13 protein-coding genes and 1 pseudogene are annotated in these 17,869 nt (G+C 63.7%); 5 read left to right on the forward strand and 9 right to left on the reverse strand.

Annotation, left to right across the window (positions count from 1 at the left end; genetic code table 11):
• Positions 1–12: 12 nt before the first annotated feature.
• Positions 13–327, reverse strand: a complete 315-nt coding sequence (locus ACH9EU_RS03365) for a 4a-hydroxytetrahydrobiopterin dehydratase (protein ID WP_396412524.1) — start codon at positions 325–327, stop codon at positions 13–15.
• 428 nt (positions 328–755) lie between these two features.
• Positions 756–995 carry a hypothetical protein gene (locus tag ACH9EU_RS03370; protein WP_396412525.1) on the reverse strand — a complete coding sequence of 80 codons (240 nt, stop codon included), beginning with the start codon at positions 993–995 and terminating at the stop codon, positions 756–758.
• An 880-nt stretch (positions 996–1,875) separates the two neighbouring features.
• Here ACH9EU_RS03370 and ACH9EU_RS03375 point away from each other — a divergent pair.
• Positions 1,876–2,181, forward strand: a pseudogene (locus tag ACH9EU_RS03375) (IS1380 family transposase); the annotation flags it as partial.
• Between the two features lie 122 nt (positions 2,182–2,303).
• On the opposite strand, the gene ACH9EU_RS03380 reads toward ACH9EU_RS03375, so the two are convergent.
• Both ACH9EU_RS03380 and ACH9EU_RS03385 read right to left on the reverse strand, forming a co-directional pair.
• On the reverse strand, positions 2,304–3,326 hold the full coding sequence (locus ACH9EU_RS03380) for a hypothetical protein (RefSeq protein ID WP_396412526.1): 1,023 nt from the start codon (positions 3,324–3,326) through the stop codon (positions 2,304–2,306).
• A gap of 238 nt (positions 3,327–3,564) precedes the next feature.
• The gene (locus ACH9EU_RS03385) at positions 3,565–7,023 is read right to left on the reverse strand and encodes a TM0106 family RecB-like putative nuclease (protein WP_396412527.1); all 3,459 of its coding nucleotides are present in this window, start codon (positions 7,021–7,023) and stop codon (positions 3,565–3,567) included.
• Positions 7,024–7,850: 827 nt separating this feature from the next.
• Here ACH9EU_RS03385 and ACH9EU_RS03390 point away from each other — a divergent pair.
• A complete protein-coding gene (locus ACH9EU_RS03390) occupies positions 7,851–8,840 on the forward strand; it encodes a hypothetical protein (RefSeq protein ID WP_396412528.1) in 990 nt (329 codons plus the stop codon).
• Positions 8,841–9,751: 911 nt separating this feature from the next.
• On the opposite strand, the gene ACH9EU_RS03395 is transcribed toward ACH9EU_RS03390, so the two are convergent.
• On the reverse strand, positions 9,752–10,270 hold the full coding sequence (locus tag ACH9EU_RS03395; RefSeq protein ID WP_396412529.1) for a Pycsar system effector family protein: 519 nt from the start codon (positions 10,268–10,270) through the stop codon (positions 9,752–9,754).
• Positions 10,267–10,965 (reverse strand): adenylate/guanylate cyclase domain-containing protein, encoded by a 699-nt coding sequence (locus ACH9EU_RS03400; protein WP_396412530.1) that lies wholly within the window; start codon positions 10,963–10,965, stop codon positions 10,267–10,269. Before ACH9EU_RS03400 ends, ACH9EU_RS03395 begins: the two co-directional genes overlap by 4 nt.
• 121 nt (positions 10,966–11,086) lie before the next feature.
• Between ACH9EU_RS03400 and ACH9EU_RS03405 the strand changes: the two genes are divergently transcribed.
• From ACH9EU_RS03405 to ACH9EU_RS03415, 3 genes are all read left to right on the forward strand, one after another.
• Complete coding sequence (locus ACH9EU_RS03405; protein ID WP_396412531.1) at positions 11,087–11,596, forward strand: hypothetical protein; 510 nt, start codon at positions 11,087–11,089, stop codon at positions 11,594–11,596.
• A gap of 722 nt (positions 11,597–12,318) precedes the next feature.
• Positions 12,319–13,219, forward strand: a protein-coding gene (locus tag ACH9EU_RS03410; protein WP_396412532.1) for an IS5 family transposase whose coding sequence is annotated in 2 segments (ribosomal slippage) — positions 12,319–12,669 and positions 12,671–13,219 — 900 coding nt in all. Because the reading frame shifts where the segments join, the coding sequence is not laid out codon by codon here.
• Between the two features lie 753 nt (positions 13,220–13,972).
• The gene (locus tag ACH9EU_RS03415; RefSeq protein WP_396412533.1) at positions 13,973–15,484 is read left to right on the forward strand and encodes an SLC13 family permease; all 1,512 of its coding nucleotides are present in this window, start codon (positions 13,973–13,975) and stop codon (positions 15,482–15,484) included.
• Between the two features lie 84 nt (positions 15,485–15,568).
• On the opposite strand, the gene ACH9EU_RS03420 is transcribed toward ACH9EU_RS03415, so the two are convergent.
• The 3 genes from ACH9EU_RS03420 to ACH9EU_RS03430 all read right to left on the reverse strand — a co-directional run bounded on the left by ACH9EU_RS03420 (position 15,569) and on the right by ACH9EU_RS03430 (position 17,693).
• A complete protein-coding gene (locus ACH9EU_RS03420) occupies positions 15,569–16,189 on the reverse strand; it encodes a dihydrofolate reductase family protein (RefSeq protein ID WP_396412534.1) in 621 nt (206 codons plus the stop codon).
• Between the two features lie 278 nt (positions 16,190–16,467).
• Entirely contained in the window at positions 16,468–16,944 is a 477-nt protein-coding gene (locus ACH9EU_RS03425) for a VOC family protein (RefSeq protein ID WP_396412535.1), read from the reverse strand.
• Between the two features lie 305 nt (positions 16,945–17,249).
• On the reverse strand, positions 17,250–17,693 hold the full coding sequence (locus ACH9EU_RS03430; RefSeq protein WP_396412536.1) for a DUF1801 domain-containing protein: 444 nt from the start codon (positions 17,691–17,693) through the stop codon (positions 17,250–17,252).
• Positions 17,694–17,869 lie beyond the last annotated feature (176 nt).

A 17,869-nucleotide genomic window follows, 5' to 3' on the forward strand; every position in this document is an offset into this window, starting at 1 on the left:
GACGGCGCGGACTCACTCCGCGGCGGCGACCCCGAGGTCCGCGGCGTGGCCGCTGACGGTGCGGGCCAGGTCGATGTCGCGGCTGGTGATCCCGCCGACATCGTGGCTGGAGAGCGTGACGCCGACCTCGGGGTAGGTGAGGGTGAGGTCGGGGTGGTGGTTGGCCTCCTCGGCGGAGGCGCCGATGCGGTTCACGAGCTCCAGCCCGGTGGAGAACTTCCGGGTCCTGAAAGTGGCGACGAGGGTCTTGCCGGCCTGGCGCCAGCCGGTGAGCCCGGCCTCGGCGACCTCGGCAGCGGACAGCTTCCGTTGTTGGGCATCAGTCATGGTGCCATCATGGCCCCGGCGGGCCGCCGCGGGCCACCCCTAAAGGCACCACGCCTCCAGGGTGATGGCGGGTGTCGGCGACTGCGGGTGAAACGTCCGTCCGTACCGCGCGGGGATAACGCTGTCACGAAGACTCGTCCGAGCCCCAGCGGTCGGCATCGGCGTAGTGGGTCAGATCTCCCGGGGTCTATCAGAACCTCCCACCGATCGGCACGCCAGCCTAGTAGCGCTTGACAGCCATATGTACATGACAAGGCCCCGGAGAAAAACGCTCCCATATTCTGTCGAGGGCTTTCTGGTCGTCCGGGGTCACTGCGGCCCTGCACACCCCATATGTGCGGACCTCGTGCAGAACGCGACACCGCCCCCGTGCCGGGAGTCGGCGCGAGGACGGTGTTGGAGATGTTCAGCGGGGCCGCTGCCCCGGGCTACAGCTCGGGTTCCGGGTCTTCGGGTGCCTCATCGAGCATCTTGCACAGGTCGAAGACGTAGGCGGTGGAGTTCTCGGTGATCTCAGCTGTGATCGGCGGCGGGATCTCTTGGCCGAGTTCGGTGGGCGCGGGGTCGTAGAAGGCCGTCTCCGTCAGATCCCCGGAGAGGTAGAGGAAGGTCTCGGGCAGTCCCGCCTCGGCGAACGCCTCGGCCTCCACCCTGCCCGAGGCCGCCACGATCGCCGGACGGGGCGGTCGTAAGTTATCGTCTGGCCGTCGGGATCGTAGATCTCGAACCACGTCCCGGACACGCTGATCTCGTCGAGATATGCCTCCTCGACCGAGGCCCCCGCGGAGGCGAGCAGGTTGACGTCGAGGGTGAGGTCGCCGCGGTACTCGACCACAGTCTCGCCGATGTCGTTGACCAGGGCGCGGTACTGGATGTCGAACATATCGCCGGGGCTGACGTGGATGTGCGAGCCGCAGGCCGGGTAGGTGTCGTTGATGTTGACGTTGTATGGATACGGGAGGAACCGGCCGTGCGTGCTGGGTGGCCAGGGCACCTAGGCCGGCGGGACGGCTGGGGAGCCTGCTGCGGTCGGTGCGGTGGCGGCGACGAGGACGGCGACGGCCACGGCCACGGCAACCCGCCGTGAGGTGGTGTTCATGGTCGATCCTTGCTGGTGAGCCGTCGGTCTCGGTCCGGTGAGCCGTGGAGGCTGTCAGAGCCGTGGCTGGCGGATGGAATCGTGGCGAGGACGCGACCTCGGGGCTCACCACCGGTCACCCTCGGGAAGCGGTTCTCGTCTGAAGCCGGACTGCGACAAGGAACTCGACGAGGGGTCGGCTGCATTATGGCGCGACCCCATAGGCACAGTGTCGCCCCGCTGCTTCGGGAGAGAGCCGCCCCATGCGCAGATCATCCTTCGATCGTTATGCCGTGCTGAGCCTGGATGCGCCGAAGTCGAGGGGCGCTGTGGGTGGGTCCTGACAGACGAATGCTCCTGTGAACAGTGAGGATGGGACTTTTCTAAGGTTCCGATCCGCTGAGCAACAGGAGCACCCAGTAGCGCGAGGTTCTCGCAGCGTTTCCGCTGATTTCGATGACCCAAACCTCGTGTCCACCGCAGGGCTTCTCCCGGTGATGGCCCTGACCGAGGAGGCCGGGCTGCACGAGTTGATCGCAGACCACCTCACCGTGTCGGGCCCGGCCGGGGCGGACGCGCCCGTGAAGGTCCCAGCACTGGCGGCGGGCATGGTCGCCAGGGCGGACAGCATCACCGACATGGGCCTGCTCCGGCACGGGGGCATGGGACGGCTGATGTCCGCGAGTCGTGCCCCGACCACGCTGGGCACGCACCTGCGGGCCTACACCTTCGGTCACGTCCGCCAGCTCGACCCGGTCGCCTCCTGCCTCCTGACCGGGAGCCAGGACCCTCAAGTGGAAAAGCCGGGTAGACCGGCGAACCCTGCACGCCCAAATCCGAAAAAAGCCGCCCAGTTTCCGATCAGATCACCGGAAAATCCACGTCGGCGAATCCAGGCTCAGCGCATGCGCTCGGCCAGCTGGTCGAAGAACTCGGCAACCATCGTGTCTGCACCCTTCTGCATCAGCTCGGCTCCGCCAAACCGGTAGACCTCGTAGCCGGAGAGCCTGAGCCGGCGGTCTTCGGCAACCATCTCGCTGTAGAGGGTCGGGCTCGCGGTATCGCCGTTCGCGTAGTGCTGTTTCCCGTCGACCTCGAGGACCACGCGATGCCTGCTAGAGAAAAGGATGAGGAAGTCCATCCGTTGCCTTGCCAACGGGCTCCCGCTCTGGCCGACAGCACGCCGGGCCAACTGGGTCGCGGGATCGAAGTGCAGGTAGACCTGGGGGATCAGAGCCGGGATGTCGAACTGGCTGTCCTTGTAACGCCTCGCGTAGGTGTCGAAGACGAGGAGCTCGACAGGGTTGTCGCCCAGGGAGGCCCGCAGGCGATTGTGCAGGTCCAGGCCGACAGCCCGCGGTGGCACATCGTCGGCGAAGCCCTGCCGCTCTCGCCACCACTGAATTAGATTGCTGTACGTCAGGCCGTCAGCCGGGATCGGCTGGTCGTAGACGAGGCAGAACTCGCCGTTGCGGACGATTGCGATGTCATTGTTGACGGCATCACTGAGCACAAGCTCGGGCTTGGGGCCCTTCGCCGCGAAAATCAGGTTCTTGGCCGGCGTGCCAACTCCTCCGCCGCGGTCGTATTCGGCGAGTAACGCAGTCAGATTTTCGAGCAGCCCACCAGTCACCTCGAGCTCGGCGACCATGCGGCGCGCCAGGGCCACGAGTCGGGGAAGGTCCCAGCCCCCCGTGTATCCCCGGATGACGTCGCGCTTGTTCTCCTCGTCGACTGGCTTGCAGTCGGCTATCAACCATGGCAGCTGAAGCTCCTCGGCCAGCACAGTCTCGAGATCGCGTCGTGTGTAGGTTTGGATGAACGCTTCTTCGATGGCGCTCCGGAACGACCGTGAGGACACCTTCACCGGCACCCTTGGGGCGTCGGACAATACTCCATCGAGAAACTCAAATCCGCTCACGGCACCATTGTCCCCGTCTCTGGCGACAGACGCTTGGCCCTAGCTCACCTTGATGACGCTGCTCGGCATGGCGCGGAGCGAGACCAGGTAGTCATTTCCGGCCTGCGTCAGCTTCCAGTACACGGACTTGTCGCTCACCGTGCGCTTCTTCGTGCCAGTCGGATGCGAGGTGGCATTCGTGTCGGCCCTGACCTCATCGGTTACCGTTCTTCTTCCCGCTCTCGCCGCTTTCCTCGCGTCAGTCGAATTGTTCTGTGGTGCGGCAAAGACCGATGAAGGCGCCAAGTTCGAGAACTCCATGAGCGCTACTGGGCATGAACGAAGTCAGTGCTTTGGAGCGGATGAGAACTGCCCGCCATTTCGCTCGAGAGACAGCCACGTTGACCCGATTCCTGTTGAGCAGGAAACCCATGCCGCGGGGTACGTCGCCATACGACGAGGCGGTCATCGAAACGATGGCTACAGGCGCCTCCTGCCCCTGGAACTTGTCGACGGTGCCGACGCGCACGTCACTCAGATCCGCGGCCTTAAGCGCGCGCTGGATGAGCTCCACCTGGGCGTTGTAGGGGGCGACGACGAGGAAATCGTGCTGTTCGATCAGCCTTGGGGCTGCCAATGTGTCCGGGTCAGTCCAGGTCTTGCCAAGGAAGGCCCTGACCTGGGCCACAACCTCCGCCGCCTCCTCCTCGGATTCCGTGCGGTTTCCGGTGTGGTCGAGGCACACGACATGGAGCCCCGGCTCGACGCCGTCGAGACAGCGCCCTGCTGCGGGCGGCGCTGAATAAAGACGTCCGTCGTAGGAAAGGGTCGAGACCTTGGCGCAGAGGTCAGGGTGCATCCGGTAGGACTCTCCGAGGAAGTACCCGAACTCGGCCGGAATGGTGTCGTGGCCGTCCATGAGCCAGCCGAGAGCGGACTCGTTGACCGGCTCCGCGTGCACCGCTTGACTTACCTGCGGCAGCTGCTGGGGGTCACCCAGCAAGAGCAACCGCTGCGCGGCAACGGATGCACCGATGGTTGCTGCGAGTGAGAACTGGCCTGCCTCGTCGACGACCAGCAGATCCAAGCTGCGACGGGCAATAGTGTTCTCGTTGGCGAAGTCCCACACCGTCCCGCCGATGACGCACCCGGTCGCGACATGCTCGGAAAGATACTTCGGCACGTTCTTTAGCGCAGTCCAGGTGGGGCTCTCACTCTGGACCTTGTCCTTACCAACGAGAGAGGCATCGAGTCCGGCCTCCACGATGCCGCCGAGCATGTTCTCGACCACGGCATGGGACTGGGCGACGACTCCGATGCGCCAGTGGTACTTGTCGACGAGTTCCTTGACGACGTGCGCTCCCGTGTGGGTCTTACCGGTGCCGGGTGGGCCCTGGATTGCGACATACGAGTCATTCATGCCGATGAGCGCGGCGACGACGCTCTCATCAGTAGAAGCCGTCACGGGCAGCGTATCGTTCGCGCTGAGCCGCGGTGCCCGTTGCGCAAGGATGTCGAGGACGCCGCAGTTGGGTAGTGACGACGCCGCCGCGGCCTCGCAAGCGACTTCTCTGATCGCTGCCTCAATGTTCGTGGTTTTGGGCGGTGTTCCGGGTACCAGTGCGGCCGGGAGGTCGCTGGAAATGCCGCCGGGGTTTCGACTCTCTGTGAGAAGGACGACGCGCGGGTCCTCGAGGTCGCTCACGACAGCGGAGCTAGGCGCGACGACGTAGGGCACTCCATCGGACACGAACGACCCAGTCAGTGCCGGTGTCGGGTAGACGATTTGGGCCCTTGAGTCGGCCTTGCTGCCCGGTGTCCAGTCGCCGACCAGCCAGAGAACCCGGCGTGCGTTCTTGGCACGTCCCCCGGGGACAGCCCAATCCTCAACGATGGTGGCCGACTCGACGACGTACACGTCGCGGTAGTCGTGCCAGTCATCGACCATATGTCCGAGGCGTTCGTAGTGTTCCCACCAATACGGCTTGTGTTCGCGGCGGTAGTAGTCGAGGGACGTCGCCAACATGGCGAATGTCTGTTCTTCCGGCGTGCGCTGGGACCGCTGCGCCGGACCGGACTTCGCCATGAGGTTGCGGAAGAGCGGATCCTCGTCGGAGAGCTCCTCGCCCTGGATGTTCTTAATGCGGGGGACGATCTGGTCGTCAACGCCCGCCTCGACTGCGCGCTCGAGGAGCCAGTCCCGCAGGCGGAGTGTCGAGAGACAGTCGTACTGGTTGTAGTCAGCCAGGGACACCAGCCGTGCCTCGGCGGCTGCGGGATCGTGGTCCTGCAGTTGGCGGTGCTCGTGGTAGGCGACCACGGATGCGCCGCCGTCACCGACGGCGTCATCGTCGTCGGGGCGCAGCTGGTCACCCATGTAGAGCGGTTCTAGTTTCTTGATGCTGTACGACGGTTGCCCCACCCGCACCGAACCGCGCACGGTTGCGTAGAGATCGACGAACACCTCGGAGCGGAGCAGATCGTCGAGTGCCTTCTCCTTAGTCTGGTACCGCATCGCGAGCCGTTTGAGTGCGGTCGTCTCGTACGAGGCGTAGTGGTAGATGTGCATGTCCGGATGCTGCGCCCGGCGCTCGGCAACGATATCCATGAAAGAGATGAACGCCTCGCGCTCTTCAGTCGAGTTATGCGCCCATATCGCCGCGTACTTCTCCGCGGGATCAAGGACACCCCAAAGGTATTCGAGCCCGACGCGGCTGAGGTCGCCTTCGTCGTAGAGCGGGTCACCCTCGAAGTCGAAGAACAGGTCCCCCTCGGAGGGCGCCGGAAGCAGCGCGAGCATTGTGGACGCGGTATCGGTCAACTCGAACGCAACCGACCCATCCGCAGCCTGCATCTGCTTCCACTGCAGCCCCGCCTGCGCGCGCAGCTTCTCAAATGTCGCCTGCACCATCCCGGTCGGCCTCGCCGTCGAAGCCGCAAGATCCGCGATCGTTCGGATGGCCGGCTCTGCCGCGTGCAGCTTACGGCGCTGCTCCATCCGCATCCCGGCCACGCCGATGAGGTCGTTGGCCGCGGAGGCGGAGGCATGGCACTCAGGACACTTGCCACAGGCAATGAGCCGTTCATCGCCCCACGTGACAGCCACGCCTCCGGCCTGGTGTGAGGAAAGCAAGTGGCGGAGTTGCTCGCGCCGCTCAAGGAACACCGGTAGGACGTCGGAGACTCGGAAGTCGGCTCGCTCGCCGTTACCGAGCAGCAGCGACACGGTCGAGGACAGGGGCAGGCCCATCCGCTGGATCTGGTGGGCATACGCCCCGAGCTGAAGCAAGGCCTTCGGTTTAGCCGAGCGCGCGAGCTTGGCATCGCACACCACCCAGCCGTCGTCTGCGCGTTCGATGAAGTCGGCGTACCCGAAAAACTCACCGTCGAAGAAGGCCGTCTGATAGATCACATCTGGCTCGTCTAAGAAAGCGTCATGTGTCGCCTGGGCCGCCGCCCCAACCTTGACCATCGTGTACGGCGGCTTGATGTGATCTAGCACAGCAACGTTGCGCTCCCTCTGCAGATCCTCCAGCAGCCGAGCCTCGTGCCGGTCACCAAGCCTGCCGAGGTGCTGCAGGAATGAGTTCTTCTTCTCCTCGATGGCATCGGCCCGGCCAAGCTTGTAGTCGAGGGACCGCAGGAGGGCGTACTCGCACCCCGTTGCGGCGGTGAGGTCGGATGCGCTCCAGTGCAGCTTGCCGTCGACGAGAAACATGAGCGTTCCTCCTTTCTAGGACGTGGCCCCAAACCTGCAAGGCGACCACAGGTGTTGGAGGCGGGATATCTCTGCTCAGTGGGGATGGGCACCATCCAGGCGGTCGTGTCCGACGCTGCACGGATTCATGACCGTCATCTACTGTTGCGGCACACTTCAGCGCTGCCCACCGCACAGTGCCAGGAAGCGGGAATCACTTCCAATTTCTCGGTAGCTGGCGCAACGGATGAGTACCGTCATAGGAATACCACCTGGTAGCTACTGCAAAGAATGTGCTTGGCGACCGACCCAGGTGATACGGGCTTACGACGGCATCAGCTCACGTCGGAGACGCCCTCGGTACACCGACGCCTGCGATTTGTGACGCAAGGGGGAGCCTTGGTTCCCTCGCATGAGCGGTAGGTGTCCTTTGGGCAAGGGACCAGAGAGACGTCGTGTTTGCCTAGGCAATGGCGAGCAGTGAGCGGCATCTCAGGGCGAGGTAGCGTCCTCCGGCGTCACGTACTTGGCGTTTTCGTCCCGGTGCGGAAACTTGTCGATAGGTTGATGTTAGCGATTGCACGCGAGCCTGGCGGGGGATCGGTTACGATGCGCCTTTCGGTCGACAGTCCGCACCCGCCTACTACGGGGCGAATGCGGTGAAGAAACCCACCCCACGGCGTTGAAATCGCATTTGGGTCAGACGGTGTGACTTCGAGTGCGATTGACGGAAATCACTGCACAATGAGAAAGGCGGGGGCATGTACGGACGAAATGAGGAGCGGGACAAAAGTCTAAGGGAAGAGGGTGAACGCTTCCTAATATCAGTTTCACGACGGAAGGGGCCTGTGGGCGACGCCATCCGGAGGACAACCTACGAAGAGTTCAATCAAGGAACTTGCGTAAAAGCTAATGTTCGCCGAAAGTTTCGTCTCCCGGAAGAGATGGCCGAGCTTAGTTCGTTGTTGGCAGACATTTCGGAGAGATCCTTCAAAGAGTATGACGAGATCATGCTTAGCGCCTTGGTGTGGAAACAAAAAAAGAAGAATGGGCAAGTGGTCGGCGAGGGCTTCTGGCCACTCGCACACAAGCTCGGCAAGGTGTCATCCGACCTGAAAGACTCCCAAAAACCCGCTACTCTGCTTCGCCTCACCGAGGAAGTGAATCGGTACTTCACCCCGGAGGACCAGGATGGCGTTGAACCCGACGAGTCGCCGGCGCAGAGTGTGGGTGGCGAGTCGGGAGAGGCTCCTCCTGCTTCGCCTCAGCCATCCGCAACGTCACCCCAACCCGCCCGAGTCGACAACGGAGACGGCACGGTGCCTGGCCGTGCAGGACGACTCACTAACTTCACCCCCGGTAACACGCCGGAGGCTCCCTCCGAGCCCATCCCTGCCGCCTGGGTGGATTCGCAGTCCCGGGACGAGGCCACGGCACGTCATCATAAGGCCGTCGGGCGCCTGCGCGGTGTCGTTCAAGCCGCGGGCTACTGCACAGGCGTCTGGGATGTCGGCCAGGATGTGGCTTTCCTCGTCAACGATGTGCTGGTGAACGTCGAGGTCAAGACCGTGAGCGATGACATGTCGGCACAACTTCGCCTCGGGACAGGACAGCTTCTGGAGCAGCTCGAGCACCACAGGGAGCACATGGCCGCACAAACGCCGTGGTACGTGGACTCCAAGGTTGCGTCCCTGGCTGGTGTCCTCGTCGTCGTGGGTCCTACCGAGATCCCCCCGGTATGGACGCGCCTGGCACAACGAGCCGGGTTCTCCATCTGGAGCTGTGAAACCGCAGAGCAGGAGTTCGGCAAAGACCTCCCATCCGTCCCGCCATCTTAAGCCGCTAACATTCCGACGGCTTGCTGCGCGTTATTCATGATGGAGCAGTGAAGGATGGGGCTACCGGGGCAGGTAGCCTCATCCAGCTGCGGGAATGGCAATTGCCGCACCGATAGGTCAAGGTGTCACCAATTCGTGCGGCAGTCCCTCCCGCTCGAAGGTGACGGCGATCGGCTTGATGTCACTGGGAACGTCAGGGTCGTTCGGCTCAGTGATTAGTTCAACAGGGATGGTAAGTGTGCGCTGATCTTTACCTCCTTGTTGGTCCCAGAGCTCGTATGTGCGCTGGACACAATCATCGACGATATACGTCGTGTGAGTGCCTTCGCTGGCCAGTCGGTAGAGCGTCCGCTCATGAAGGCCGATGAAGTCGTCAGTAGAGAGGTACTTGTTGCCGTCATGCTCTATGTTATCGACTCGGGGATGAGAAGCGCGTCGATGTACTCAGGGGAGAGGGCTTCAGCGGTGCCTCTCACTAATTCCTGGTTGGCTGCCTCATCCTCGGGCGAATCCGCCTTCTTCCACGCGAATGGGCCGTATATCCCCGACCCAAACCACTTGTTCAGTTCATTCACAAAGTCGAGAGCCAGCCGTTGACCTGTTTGCCCCGCTAGAAAAGGCGTTGGCTCAGTGGACTTGGGTGGGGTGAATACTGTGGCCCCGTTGGCGGGGATGTCGCCGGCCTAGTGGAAGAGAATGGCGCTGGAGCCACTGGCTCGCTGGACTCCATGGTGGGCGTTGGCGATCACGTGTCCGGGAACGTATAAACCCGGGGGCTCGACTCGGGTGATAATGCAGGGCTTGCCGTCGCCGTTGGTTCGCCAGCTGTTGCTTCCCCATCGCTGTCGCCGCATCCGATTGCGACCAAGGCGACCACACTGGCCCCCCGACTACCCGTAATGCACTCGTTCTCATGGGTATGGCTGCCCCGAACTGTTGGCCGATATGAGTGCGGCGATGAACAGCGACAAGACACCAGCTCCGATCAGCCAGAGAGACCAACCCACCTTGAGGTGCTTCTTCCAAGCGATACCAGCCATGGCCACGATCTGCCGGGACAGAACAAGCGAGACGTCGTCGGTCCTAAGGGCAGCATCAAGGAACTCCGGTTGCCAGCCTTTTGCGTGTCCGAAGAAGACGAAATTCTCCTGGCGCTCTGCCTTCATCTGACGCCATCGCAGAGACGGTGCCACTGCCCAAAGGGCCAAGAAGCCGCCGACGATGAACAGCACAACGCTGGCCCAGTAGGGAAGCCAAGCCCAGGTATCACCCATGTTTGCGAAGATCATGTTTTGCCCGGACAAAGCCACGAGTGTGGCGATGGCAGCCGAGTCCAGAGCCACCGCGAAGCCAGCCTTGGCATCTACCTTGCCGGTCCAGTCCATCTGAGCGGAGTGGATCTGCCAGGCGTTTTCGATCGAGGCATTCACTGAAGGCCCCATTCAACGTTGCTGTGGTAAGTCACGGTATGAAATCCGAGAGCCTCGCAGCCCATACTAGAGTTCCAAAACTTGAGATCGCCGTAAGAGCGATGCAAATCATGTAGATCGTCGTGCACAGCTTTGGTGATGTTGATGGAGTACCGCCTATAGTCGCTCAGTCTGGCAGCATCGTTCGGCGCATCGCCTATGGATATCAGATCGTTGTCGATGCGCACTCCGCCGCGGACAATCAGTGCTTCTCCAGTGTCAATTCCAATCCCATGATCAATGTTGTACACCCGACTAACTTCGGGCCATTTGGCGTTAATGGCTGGTTCAATCACCTTGGACACTGCCCAATTGATTGCGAAGGCTGCACGGACAGCCATATCGTTCTTTCCCTCACCCATGAAGACAGCCATGACCCGGTCCCCGTCAAAACTTCTGATGGAGCCGTCTAGCTCCTTCAATATTCGGGAGGCTGTATTGATGTACGCCCGAATGATCGTAGCGGTGATCACCTTATCGACTGAGTGAGCGAGCTTGCTTGAGCCAGCTAGATCTGCGTACAGGTAGGTTGCGTCTAAGAGGCGTCCGCCATTCTCCATCACGACGTCTTCGGATTTTGGCACTACGATGCCTCGAGTGATGTTCCAGTCGGCGTCGAAGATCTTTTGAACCGATGTTTCAATGGAGGGATACACGCGGCACCTTTCTAATCTAAGTTCGACGGTTGCATCTGCATCGACTTTAGCGGCGTGAGCGGACACGCGTGTCGCACGGGTCGTCAGCGGCGGCATGTAGTCGGAACCGTACGCTTGAACCATGACTTCACATGAGACGAACCCATACCGTCAGAAGGTCGATGAGCTGTTGGAGCAGCAGGCCGCCGCAGCCGAACGACGTGACCGGGATCGAAAGGGAGATCGAGCAAAGATGCAGGAGACCATCGCAAACAGCGAGGGGCGCCTCAACAAGAACGTCTCACTCATGAGGGACGAGTTCGTCCGGCTGTACGTCCGGACTGCACCGCTCCAGGGGGTTGATGAGGACGGTTGGAAGCTTGACGACCGCTTCGCCATCGGGCAGAGCGGCACGTTCTACTACTACCCGCCTACGACGTTGCATCCCTCGCGCGGAGGACAAGGAGCGCCCCATGAGTGGGCGCGCTTTGACCTCAGGGAGCAGATGGGAAATCCGAACGGTGTGGTGGCGTACAGCCAGTGGCACAAGGACAACATAAAAATCGATGCACGCAACCTGATGTTCGACTTCTTCCCTTACCTCGATGACTGCTTCGACAAGGTCGTCAAGGAATCGATGAGGTCACGCTGACATCAGGTCCCCTAGATCAATCTGCCGACCGAACCGTCAGCGACCCCGACGCGCCCTTCAATAGGCTGCGCGTCGATGCCCCGCTTGGCCACATTGCAAGCCGCTCCCATAGGGTTGTCAATCCACGTAGGTGCATCAGACCGAGCCCGGCGGAGGGCAAGGCTCTTGCATGAGGTGCAGTTGAACAGCGAGCGGGTCATTGGTGCGGTCCGATGTTGACACCATTCCATCCAAGCGCGCCCTCAAGCTTGAACGCATGGAAGCGGGGCCGCGTGAGACTCGGAGCATCAAGGGGCCACCCTGTGGACAGACGGTGACAAGTAGATTGAAATACTGGACTCCGTTCGCATTAGCGAAAACCGCGGAATCATGCGGGAGGCCTGAGCACACACTTTGACAAATGGACTGACATCTCACAATCGAGTTCGCCAATGGCCGCGTAGTTGGCCCAAGCGTCGACGAGGGATCAGAACGTGAGGTGAGTGCCTGGCCGGACCCCAGGATCCGGTGCGGGTGGCACGTAGTGTCAATGGCAGTGCTGGCGCAAGACGATTTGTCAGCAAGGCGACCGCGTCTCGATGGCCGGGCAAGACGACCCGTGAGGTCGTGGGCTCGGGCGCTGGCAACAAGCGCACGGTGACCCGATCGGCGGCGACCGGGCGCTTTGTGCCGACTAGGGCATGTCTCTTTAATTGCGTGAACGGTTCTGCGACGCTGGGAGCATGTCTCGTACGGCTGTGCTCACCGATGACCAGTGGGAGCGGATCCGCCCCCTCCTGCCGTCCTCCGAGGGCAGGAGGGGGCGGCCGTTCCGTGACGACCGTCCCGTGGTGGAGGGCATCCTCTACCGGTACCGGTGCGGGATCGCCTGGCGCGACGTCCCCGAGCGGTTCGGGCCCTGGCAGACGGTGTGGAAGAGGCATCGGCGCTACAGCGCCGATGGGACCTGGGATCGGATCCTGGCTGCGCTGCTGACCGACGCCGACAAGGTCGGCCTCATCGACTGGGCGGTGTCGTTGGACTCGACGATCAATCGGGCCCATCAGCACGCGACCAACTTCGCCCGGGACACAGGGGGCGGGATGGAACTACACGAATCTGTCCATCGAGCCGGCTGATCACGCGGTGGGCCGCTCCCGCGGCGGGCTCTCGACGAAGATCCACTGTCTGGTCGACGGCACCGGAGGGCCCATGGTGGTGCTCGTGGGCCCCGGTCAGGCCGGGGACGCCCCGATGTTCCCCCACCTCATGCGCCACCTGCGGGTGGCCCGTGACGGACCGGGCCGTCCCCGGACCCGGCCCGGGCGGCTGCGCGGGGACAAGGCCTACTCCTCCCGCGCCATCCGCTCCCGGCTGAGGGCCCGGGGCATCACCGCCGTGATCCCCGAGCCGGCCGACCAGCAAGGCCACCGGAAGCGCCGGGGATCCATGGGCGGCCGGCCGCCGTCCTTCGACCTGGAGGACTACAAGGGCCGCAACGTCGTCGAACGCTCGTTCAACGTCTTCAAGCAGTGGCGCGGGCTCGCGACGCGCTACGACAAGCTCGCGCTGACCTACCGGGGCGGAGCCGTGCTGCGGGCCATCACCGTCTGGCTCAAAGCCCTATTGGGAGACATGCTCTAGGCACGGTGACAGTAACCCTGACGGCAGGATCCGCCAGCGTGTCCGACGGTTGAGGGCCCGGTCGCTGAGGCGACCGGGCCCTCATTCTCATGGCTCTTCTTCTCATGGCTCTTCGAAGTCGAGGCTGTAGCTGCCGCGTGATCGGGGCGATCGCCGGGCTGGGTCGTGCTCGTCGAAGCACGCCGAGTGGCACCGACTCACTGGTCCAGCGCATCGCGCGGAGCCCACGCGGCGGAAGGCCGGCGCTCACTGACCGTTCTGGGCCGAGCCGACGGGCGCGGACCGCCGCCCCCTCAACCCCAGCGTCCGTGACGACACGGAGTGCTTCGCCCCGCCAACACCGGACCCGCCTCGCCGCCTGGCAGGTGACCGGGATGGGACGCAGGCGTCGACATCGCCGATGTCCCGAGCGGGCTTGCTGATTCCGTCGACTGAGTCGTCGTGAGCGTGCGTCGAGAGCGGCCCATGGATCCGTGGACTCCAAGGCTTCCGGCCGGTGCCCACCTGACACCCCGGGGCTACAGCTTCTGTGAACGCATATCATGGCGTCCGAGCCGATCCGGATAATGATCGAAACGTGTTACATATGAATAATGCGCTGTTGTGCGCCCATCCTGAACCAATATTGCTCTAGGGTCGAGGGGAACGTTGTGATCTGCGCTATTCAGACTTCGAAGGGAACCCATGTCAGTGTCGTATCCGCCTGGAGCTCAAGAGGACACCAGGCCCGAGACCTTGCCGGCCAGAGACGCAATGGGGGACGTGGCTGAAAAAGCCGATGCTTTCGACGTCAAAGGCAAGCGCAACTGGTGGGCGCTCGCGGCCGGTCCGCTCGTGGGGGCCCTTCTGGCCTTCGTCCTTCCGGACACGCTGTCCTTCGAAGGTCGAGCTGTGGCGGGTTGCGCACTGTGGATGGCCATCTGGTGGATGACCGAGGCGGCGCCCATTCCGGTGACCTCGCTCCTCCCCCTGGTGCTGTTCCCCCTGTTCGGCATGGCCTCCATGTCGGAGGTGGCCGCTCCCTACGCCAATCCAGTGGTCTTCCTGGTCATGGGCGGCGTCATCCTCGGCCTGGCCACGGAGAAGAGCAACTTGCACCGCCGTGTCGCACTGCTGACCATCCGGGCTGTGGGCACCAGGCCGGCCCAGATGGTCTTCGGCCTCATGCTGGCCTCGGCGTTCATGTCTGCTTGGATTTCCAACACCGCAACCGCCGTGATCATGGTGCCGATCGGGGTGTCCATCCTCCACCTGGTGCGCAACCTCGACCGTAACGCCGTGGACGCCAAGTTCTCCGCGTCCATGATGCTCGGAATCGGCTACGGCGTGACCATCGGATCCATGGCCACTCTGATCGGCCAGCCGCCGATGGCGCTGATGAAGGCCTACCTGAGCTCCGAGCAGAACTTTGACATGGAGTTCGGGCAGTGGATGCTGGTGGGGGTGCCCATCTCCTTGGTGATGCTGGCCACCGCTTGGGTGGTGCTCACCAAGTTGGTCTTTCGCACGCGGCTCGAAGCCATTCCCGGCGGTGCCCAGCTGATCCGTGCGGAACTGGCCAAACTGGGTCCGATGTCGACCCCGGAACGTCGCGTGGCCGCTATTTTCCTGCTGGCCATCTTCTTCTGGGTGGCTGTGCCTTTCATTGCGAGCATTCCCGCGGTTGCGCGGACGCTGCCGTTCCTCGGTGAGATCTCCGACACCCAGGTCGCCATGGGTGCGGGCATCCTCACCTTCCTGATTCCGGCCGAGAAGCGCTCCACGGACAAGGACGGCGCGCCGCTTCTCGGCTGGAGCGCCGCCAAAGAAATCCCGTGGGGCCTTCTTCTGCTCTTCGGCGGCGGTCTGAGCCTCTCGGCCATGTTCACGGCGACCGGGCTGTCCCAGTGGATCGGCAACCAGGTGGGCGGCCTGACGGGTCTGCCACCCATCGTGATCATCTTGGTCGCGGCTGTCGTGGGCCTGGGCCTGACGGAGTTGACGTCCAACACTGCGACGGCCGCGGCCTTCTTCCCGATCATGGGCGCGGTGGCCGTGGGTCTCGGGATCGACCCTCTCCTGATGACCATCGCCATGACCCTGGCTGTCTGCTCGGCATACATGCTCCCGGTCGCCACCCCGTCCAATGCGGTGGCCTTCGGGTCCGGCGAAGTCTCCATCAAGCAGATGGTCCGCGCAGGCATCTGGCTCAATCTGATCTCACTGGGGCTGATCGTGGTGGCGCTGTACACCGTGGTTCCCTGGGCGTTCGGCATCACCGTCTAGCGCCACCTCGGCGACCAGCGGCCCGCGGACACCGGAACCTTCCAGGCGTCACGCGGGCCGCCGCGCGGCGAGGTCGACCGTCGCCTACTGCGACAGCTGCGAGATGTCGACGCCGGTGACCGGGGTGCCGGCCCGTTCGTAGACGAGCGAGATCGCTCCCTTGGGGAACGACTGCGGCGGCCTCACCAGTCTGAAGGCGGCCGGTGCGGCGCCGTCGCGGAAAATGCGCTTGCCCGAGCCCAGGACCAGGGGATAGAGGAGGAGGTTCAGCCGGTCGACGAGGTCTTCCCGCAGCAGGGTTGTCACGAGGTCACCGCTGCCGAAGAGGTGGACCTGGTCGAACCGGTCCTTGAGCGCGCGCACCTCGGTGGCGACGTCCGTCAGCACCGTGGTTCCCTCCCACGCCGGGTCGGTCAGCGTGCGCGACGCCACGAACTTCGGCACCGCGTTGAACTTCGCGGCGACGGGGTCGTCGTCGCCGTGGGCCGGCCAGTAGCCGGCGAAGATGTCGTAGGTCTTGCGACCGAGCAGCAGCGCATCGAGGTGCTCGATCTCCGCGCCGATCGTCTCGCCCGAGGCGTCGTCGAAGTAGGCCCCTTGCCAGCCGCCGAATTCGAAGCCGCCCTCACGGTCCTCGTCGGGTCCGCCCGGCGCCTGGTAGACGCCGTCGAGGGTGAGAAAGAGGTTGACCTGGATGATTCCCATGGTGTGATCCTTCGCTGGGCTCCCGCGAGATCCGCGGTGCACCATCTTGTCGCGACGGGATTCTGGCGTCAATCCCTCGCACGCGGACGACGTCGGCCCCGGGTTTCCGGCGGCTGCGGCGTGTCCGGTCACCGTGGCCGTCCGCGTCTCACATCCAGCCCTGAGCCTGTCGCAGGCGGATGAGGTCAGGTCCTGGCCGTCATCGGGGCCATTTGCCGCGTCCGCCGACGGCGCCCGCCGAGGCTCGGCCGGCCGGTGCCGAGAGCGTTCGACACTCCTCAGGAGGCGTCGGCGGCGGCTTCCAGGTCCGCGACGATGATCTTGCGCATCGGCATCATGGCGGCCATCGCCCGCTGCGCCCGTTCCGGGTCGGGGTCGGCCAGCAGCTCGACGAGCCGTCGGGGTACGACCTGCCAGGACAGTCCGTACTTGTCCTTGAGCCACCCGCACATGTCCTCCTGACCACCGTCGGCGGTGAGGGCGTCCCAGTACCGGTCCACCTCCGCCTGATCGGCGCAGTCGATCTGGAACGACACGGCCTCGGTGAAGCTGAACTCGGGTCCGCCGTTGAGGGCGGTGAACGGATGGCCGTCGAGCTCGAACTCGACCGTCAGCACCATGTCCGCCGGCCGCGGCCCGGCCTCGCCGTAGTGCGTGATGTCGGTGATCCTTGAGTTGGGGAACACCGAGATGTAGAAGTTCGCTGCGTCCTGGGCTTCGGTGTCGAACCACAGGCAGGGCGTGAGAGTCGTCATGGTGGGATTGTCCGCCCCCACCCCGGGCACGTGGAAGGTGTGGGTGCAGACATGACGAGGCGCCTGACGGGACGATCGGGCGTGCCGGAGCAGCAGAACGGGGAGGCAATGGGCTGACGGCCGATCCCGGTCACGGACGTGCGGGGCAGCCAGGAGGTGACAGGATCAATGGGTCCCCAGGCAAGACGTCCACGATGTCACGGTGCGAGTCCTCTCGAGCCGGTGCCCCGGGGCGGCCGAGGGGACGGTTGCCGACGTGCTCGACGGTGGCTGGGCCCAGGGGTCAGGCCGGCCCAGCAACGTGGTCACATCTTCTCGCCGGGCAGCCGGCCGGCCTGCTCGATCCAGGACCGCAGCTGGTCCGTATCCAGTTCATCGGTCTCGCGGATGTCGAGGTAGCGGACCTCCTCGTGCTTGGATGCCTTGGGTGGCACCGGATCCAGCGAGGATCCCCTGAAGAACTGCACCTGCACGTAGTTCGTGTAGCAGCGGAAGGCGAGGAACCAGCCCTCGTGCTCGAGGCCGTAGAACGGCTGGTTCCACTTCACGGCCTTGTGCACCTCGGGAACCGTGCGCACGATCAGCTCGTCGAGGCGTTGCCCCACGGCCTGTTTCCATCCTGGCATCGCCGCGATGTAGGCCTGCACGGGGCCGTCGCCCTCGCCCTTGGGGACTTGCGGGTTGCCTCCCGAGAGCAGTTTCGGTCCCGTGTCCTCCGTGCTGCTGTCTTCCGTGCTGCGGTCGGTCATCACATGTCGTCCCTTGAAGCAATTCGTGGCAGTCGCCGGGTTGATCCTTGCGTGCGTCGGTGCGTACTGAGTGTAGTCCCGGCTTCCACGTCGGTTGTCGCCAACGCCGTGAATACTGACCCCCGGATGCCGGGCAGCTTCCAGGGCCAGGCGGCGTCGTCGGTGGTCACACTCCC

Source organism: Kocuria rhizosphaerae (assembly GCF_044462265.1).
GTDB classification, from domain to species: domain Bacteria; phylum Actinomycetota; class Actinomycetes; order Actinomycetales; family Micrococcaceae; genus Kocuria; species Kocuria rhizosphaerae.

Coding starts and splice junctions, on each gene's coding strand:
- ACH9EU_RS03365 (WP_396412524.1), bottom strand. CDS start 327: ATGACTGATGCCCAACAACGGAAGCTGTCCGCTGCCGAGGTCGCCGAG.
- ACH9EU_RS03385 (WP_396412527.1), bottom strand. CDS start 7,023: ATGTTTCTCGTCGACGGCAAGCTGCACTGGAGCGCATCCGACCTCACC.
- ACH9EU_RS03405 (WP_396412531.1), top strand. CDS start 11,087: ATGACTTCACATGAGACGAACCCATACCGTCAGAAGGTCGATGAGCTG.
- ACH9EU_RS03415 (WP_396412533.1), top strand. CDS start 13,973: ATGGGGGACGTGGCTGAAAAAGCCGATGCTTTCGACGTCAAAGGCAAG.
- ACH9EU_RS03420 (WP_396412534.1), bottom strand. CDS start 16,189: ATGGGAATCATCCAGGTCAACCTCTTTCTCACCCTCGACGGCGTCTAC.
- ACH9EU_RS03425 (WP_396412535.1), bottom strand. CDS start 16,944: ATGACGACTCTCACGCCCTGCCTGTGGTTCGACACCGAAGCCCAGGAC.
- ACH9EU_RS03430 (WP_396412536.1), bottom strand. CDS start 17,693: ATGACCGACCGCAGCACGGAAGACAGCAGCACGGAGGACACGGGACCG.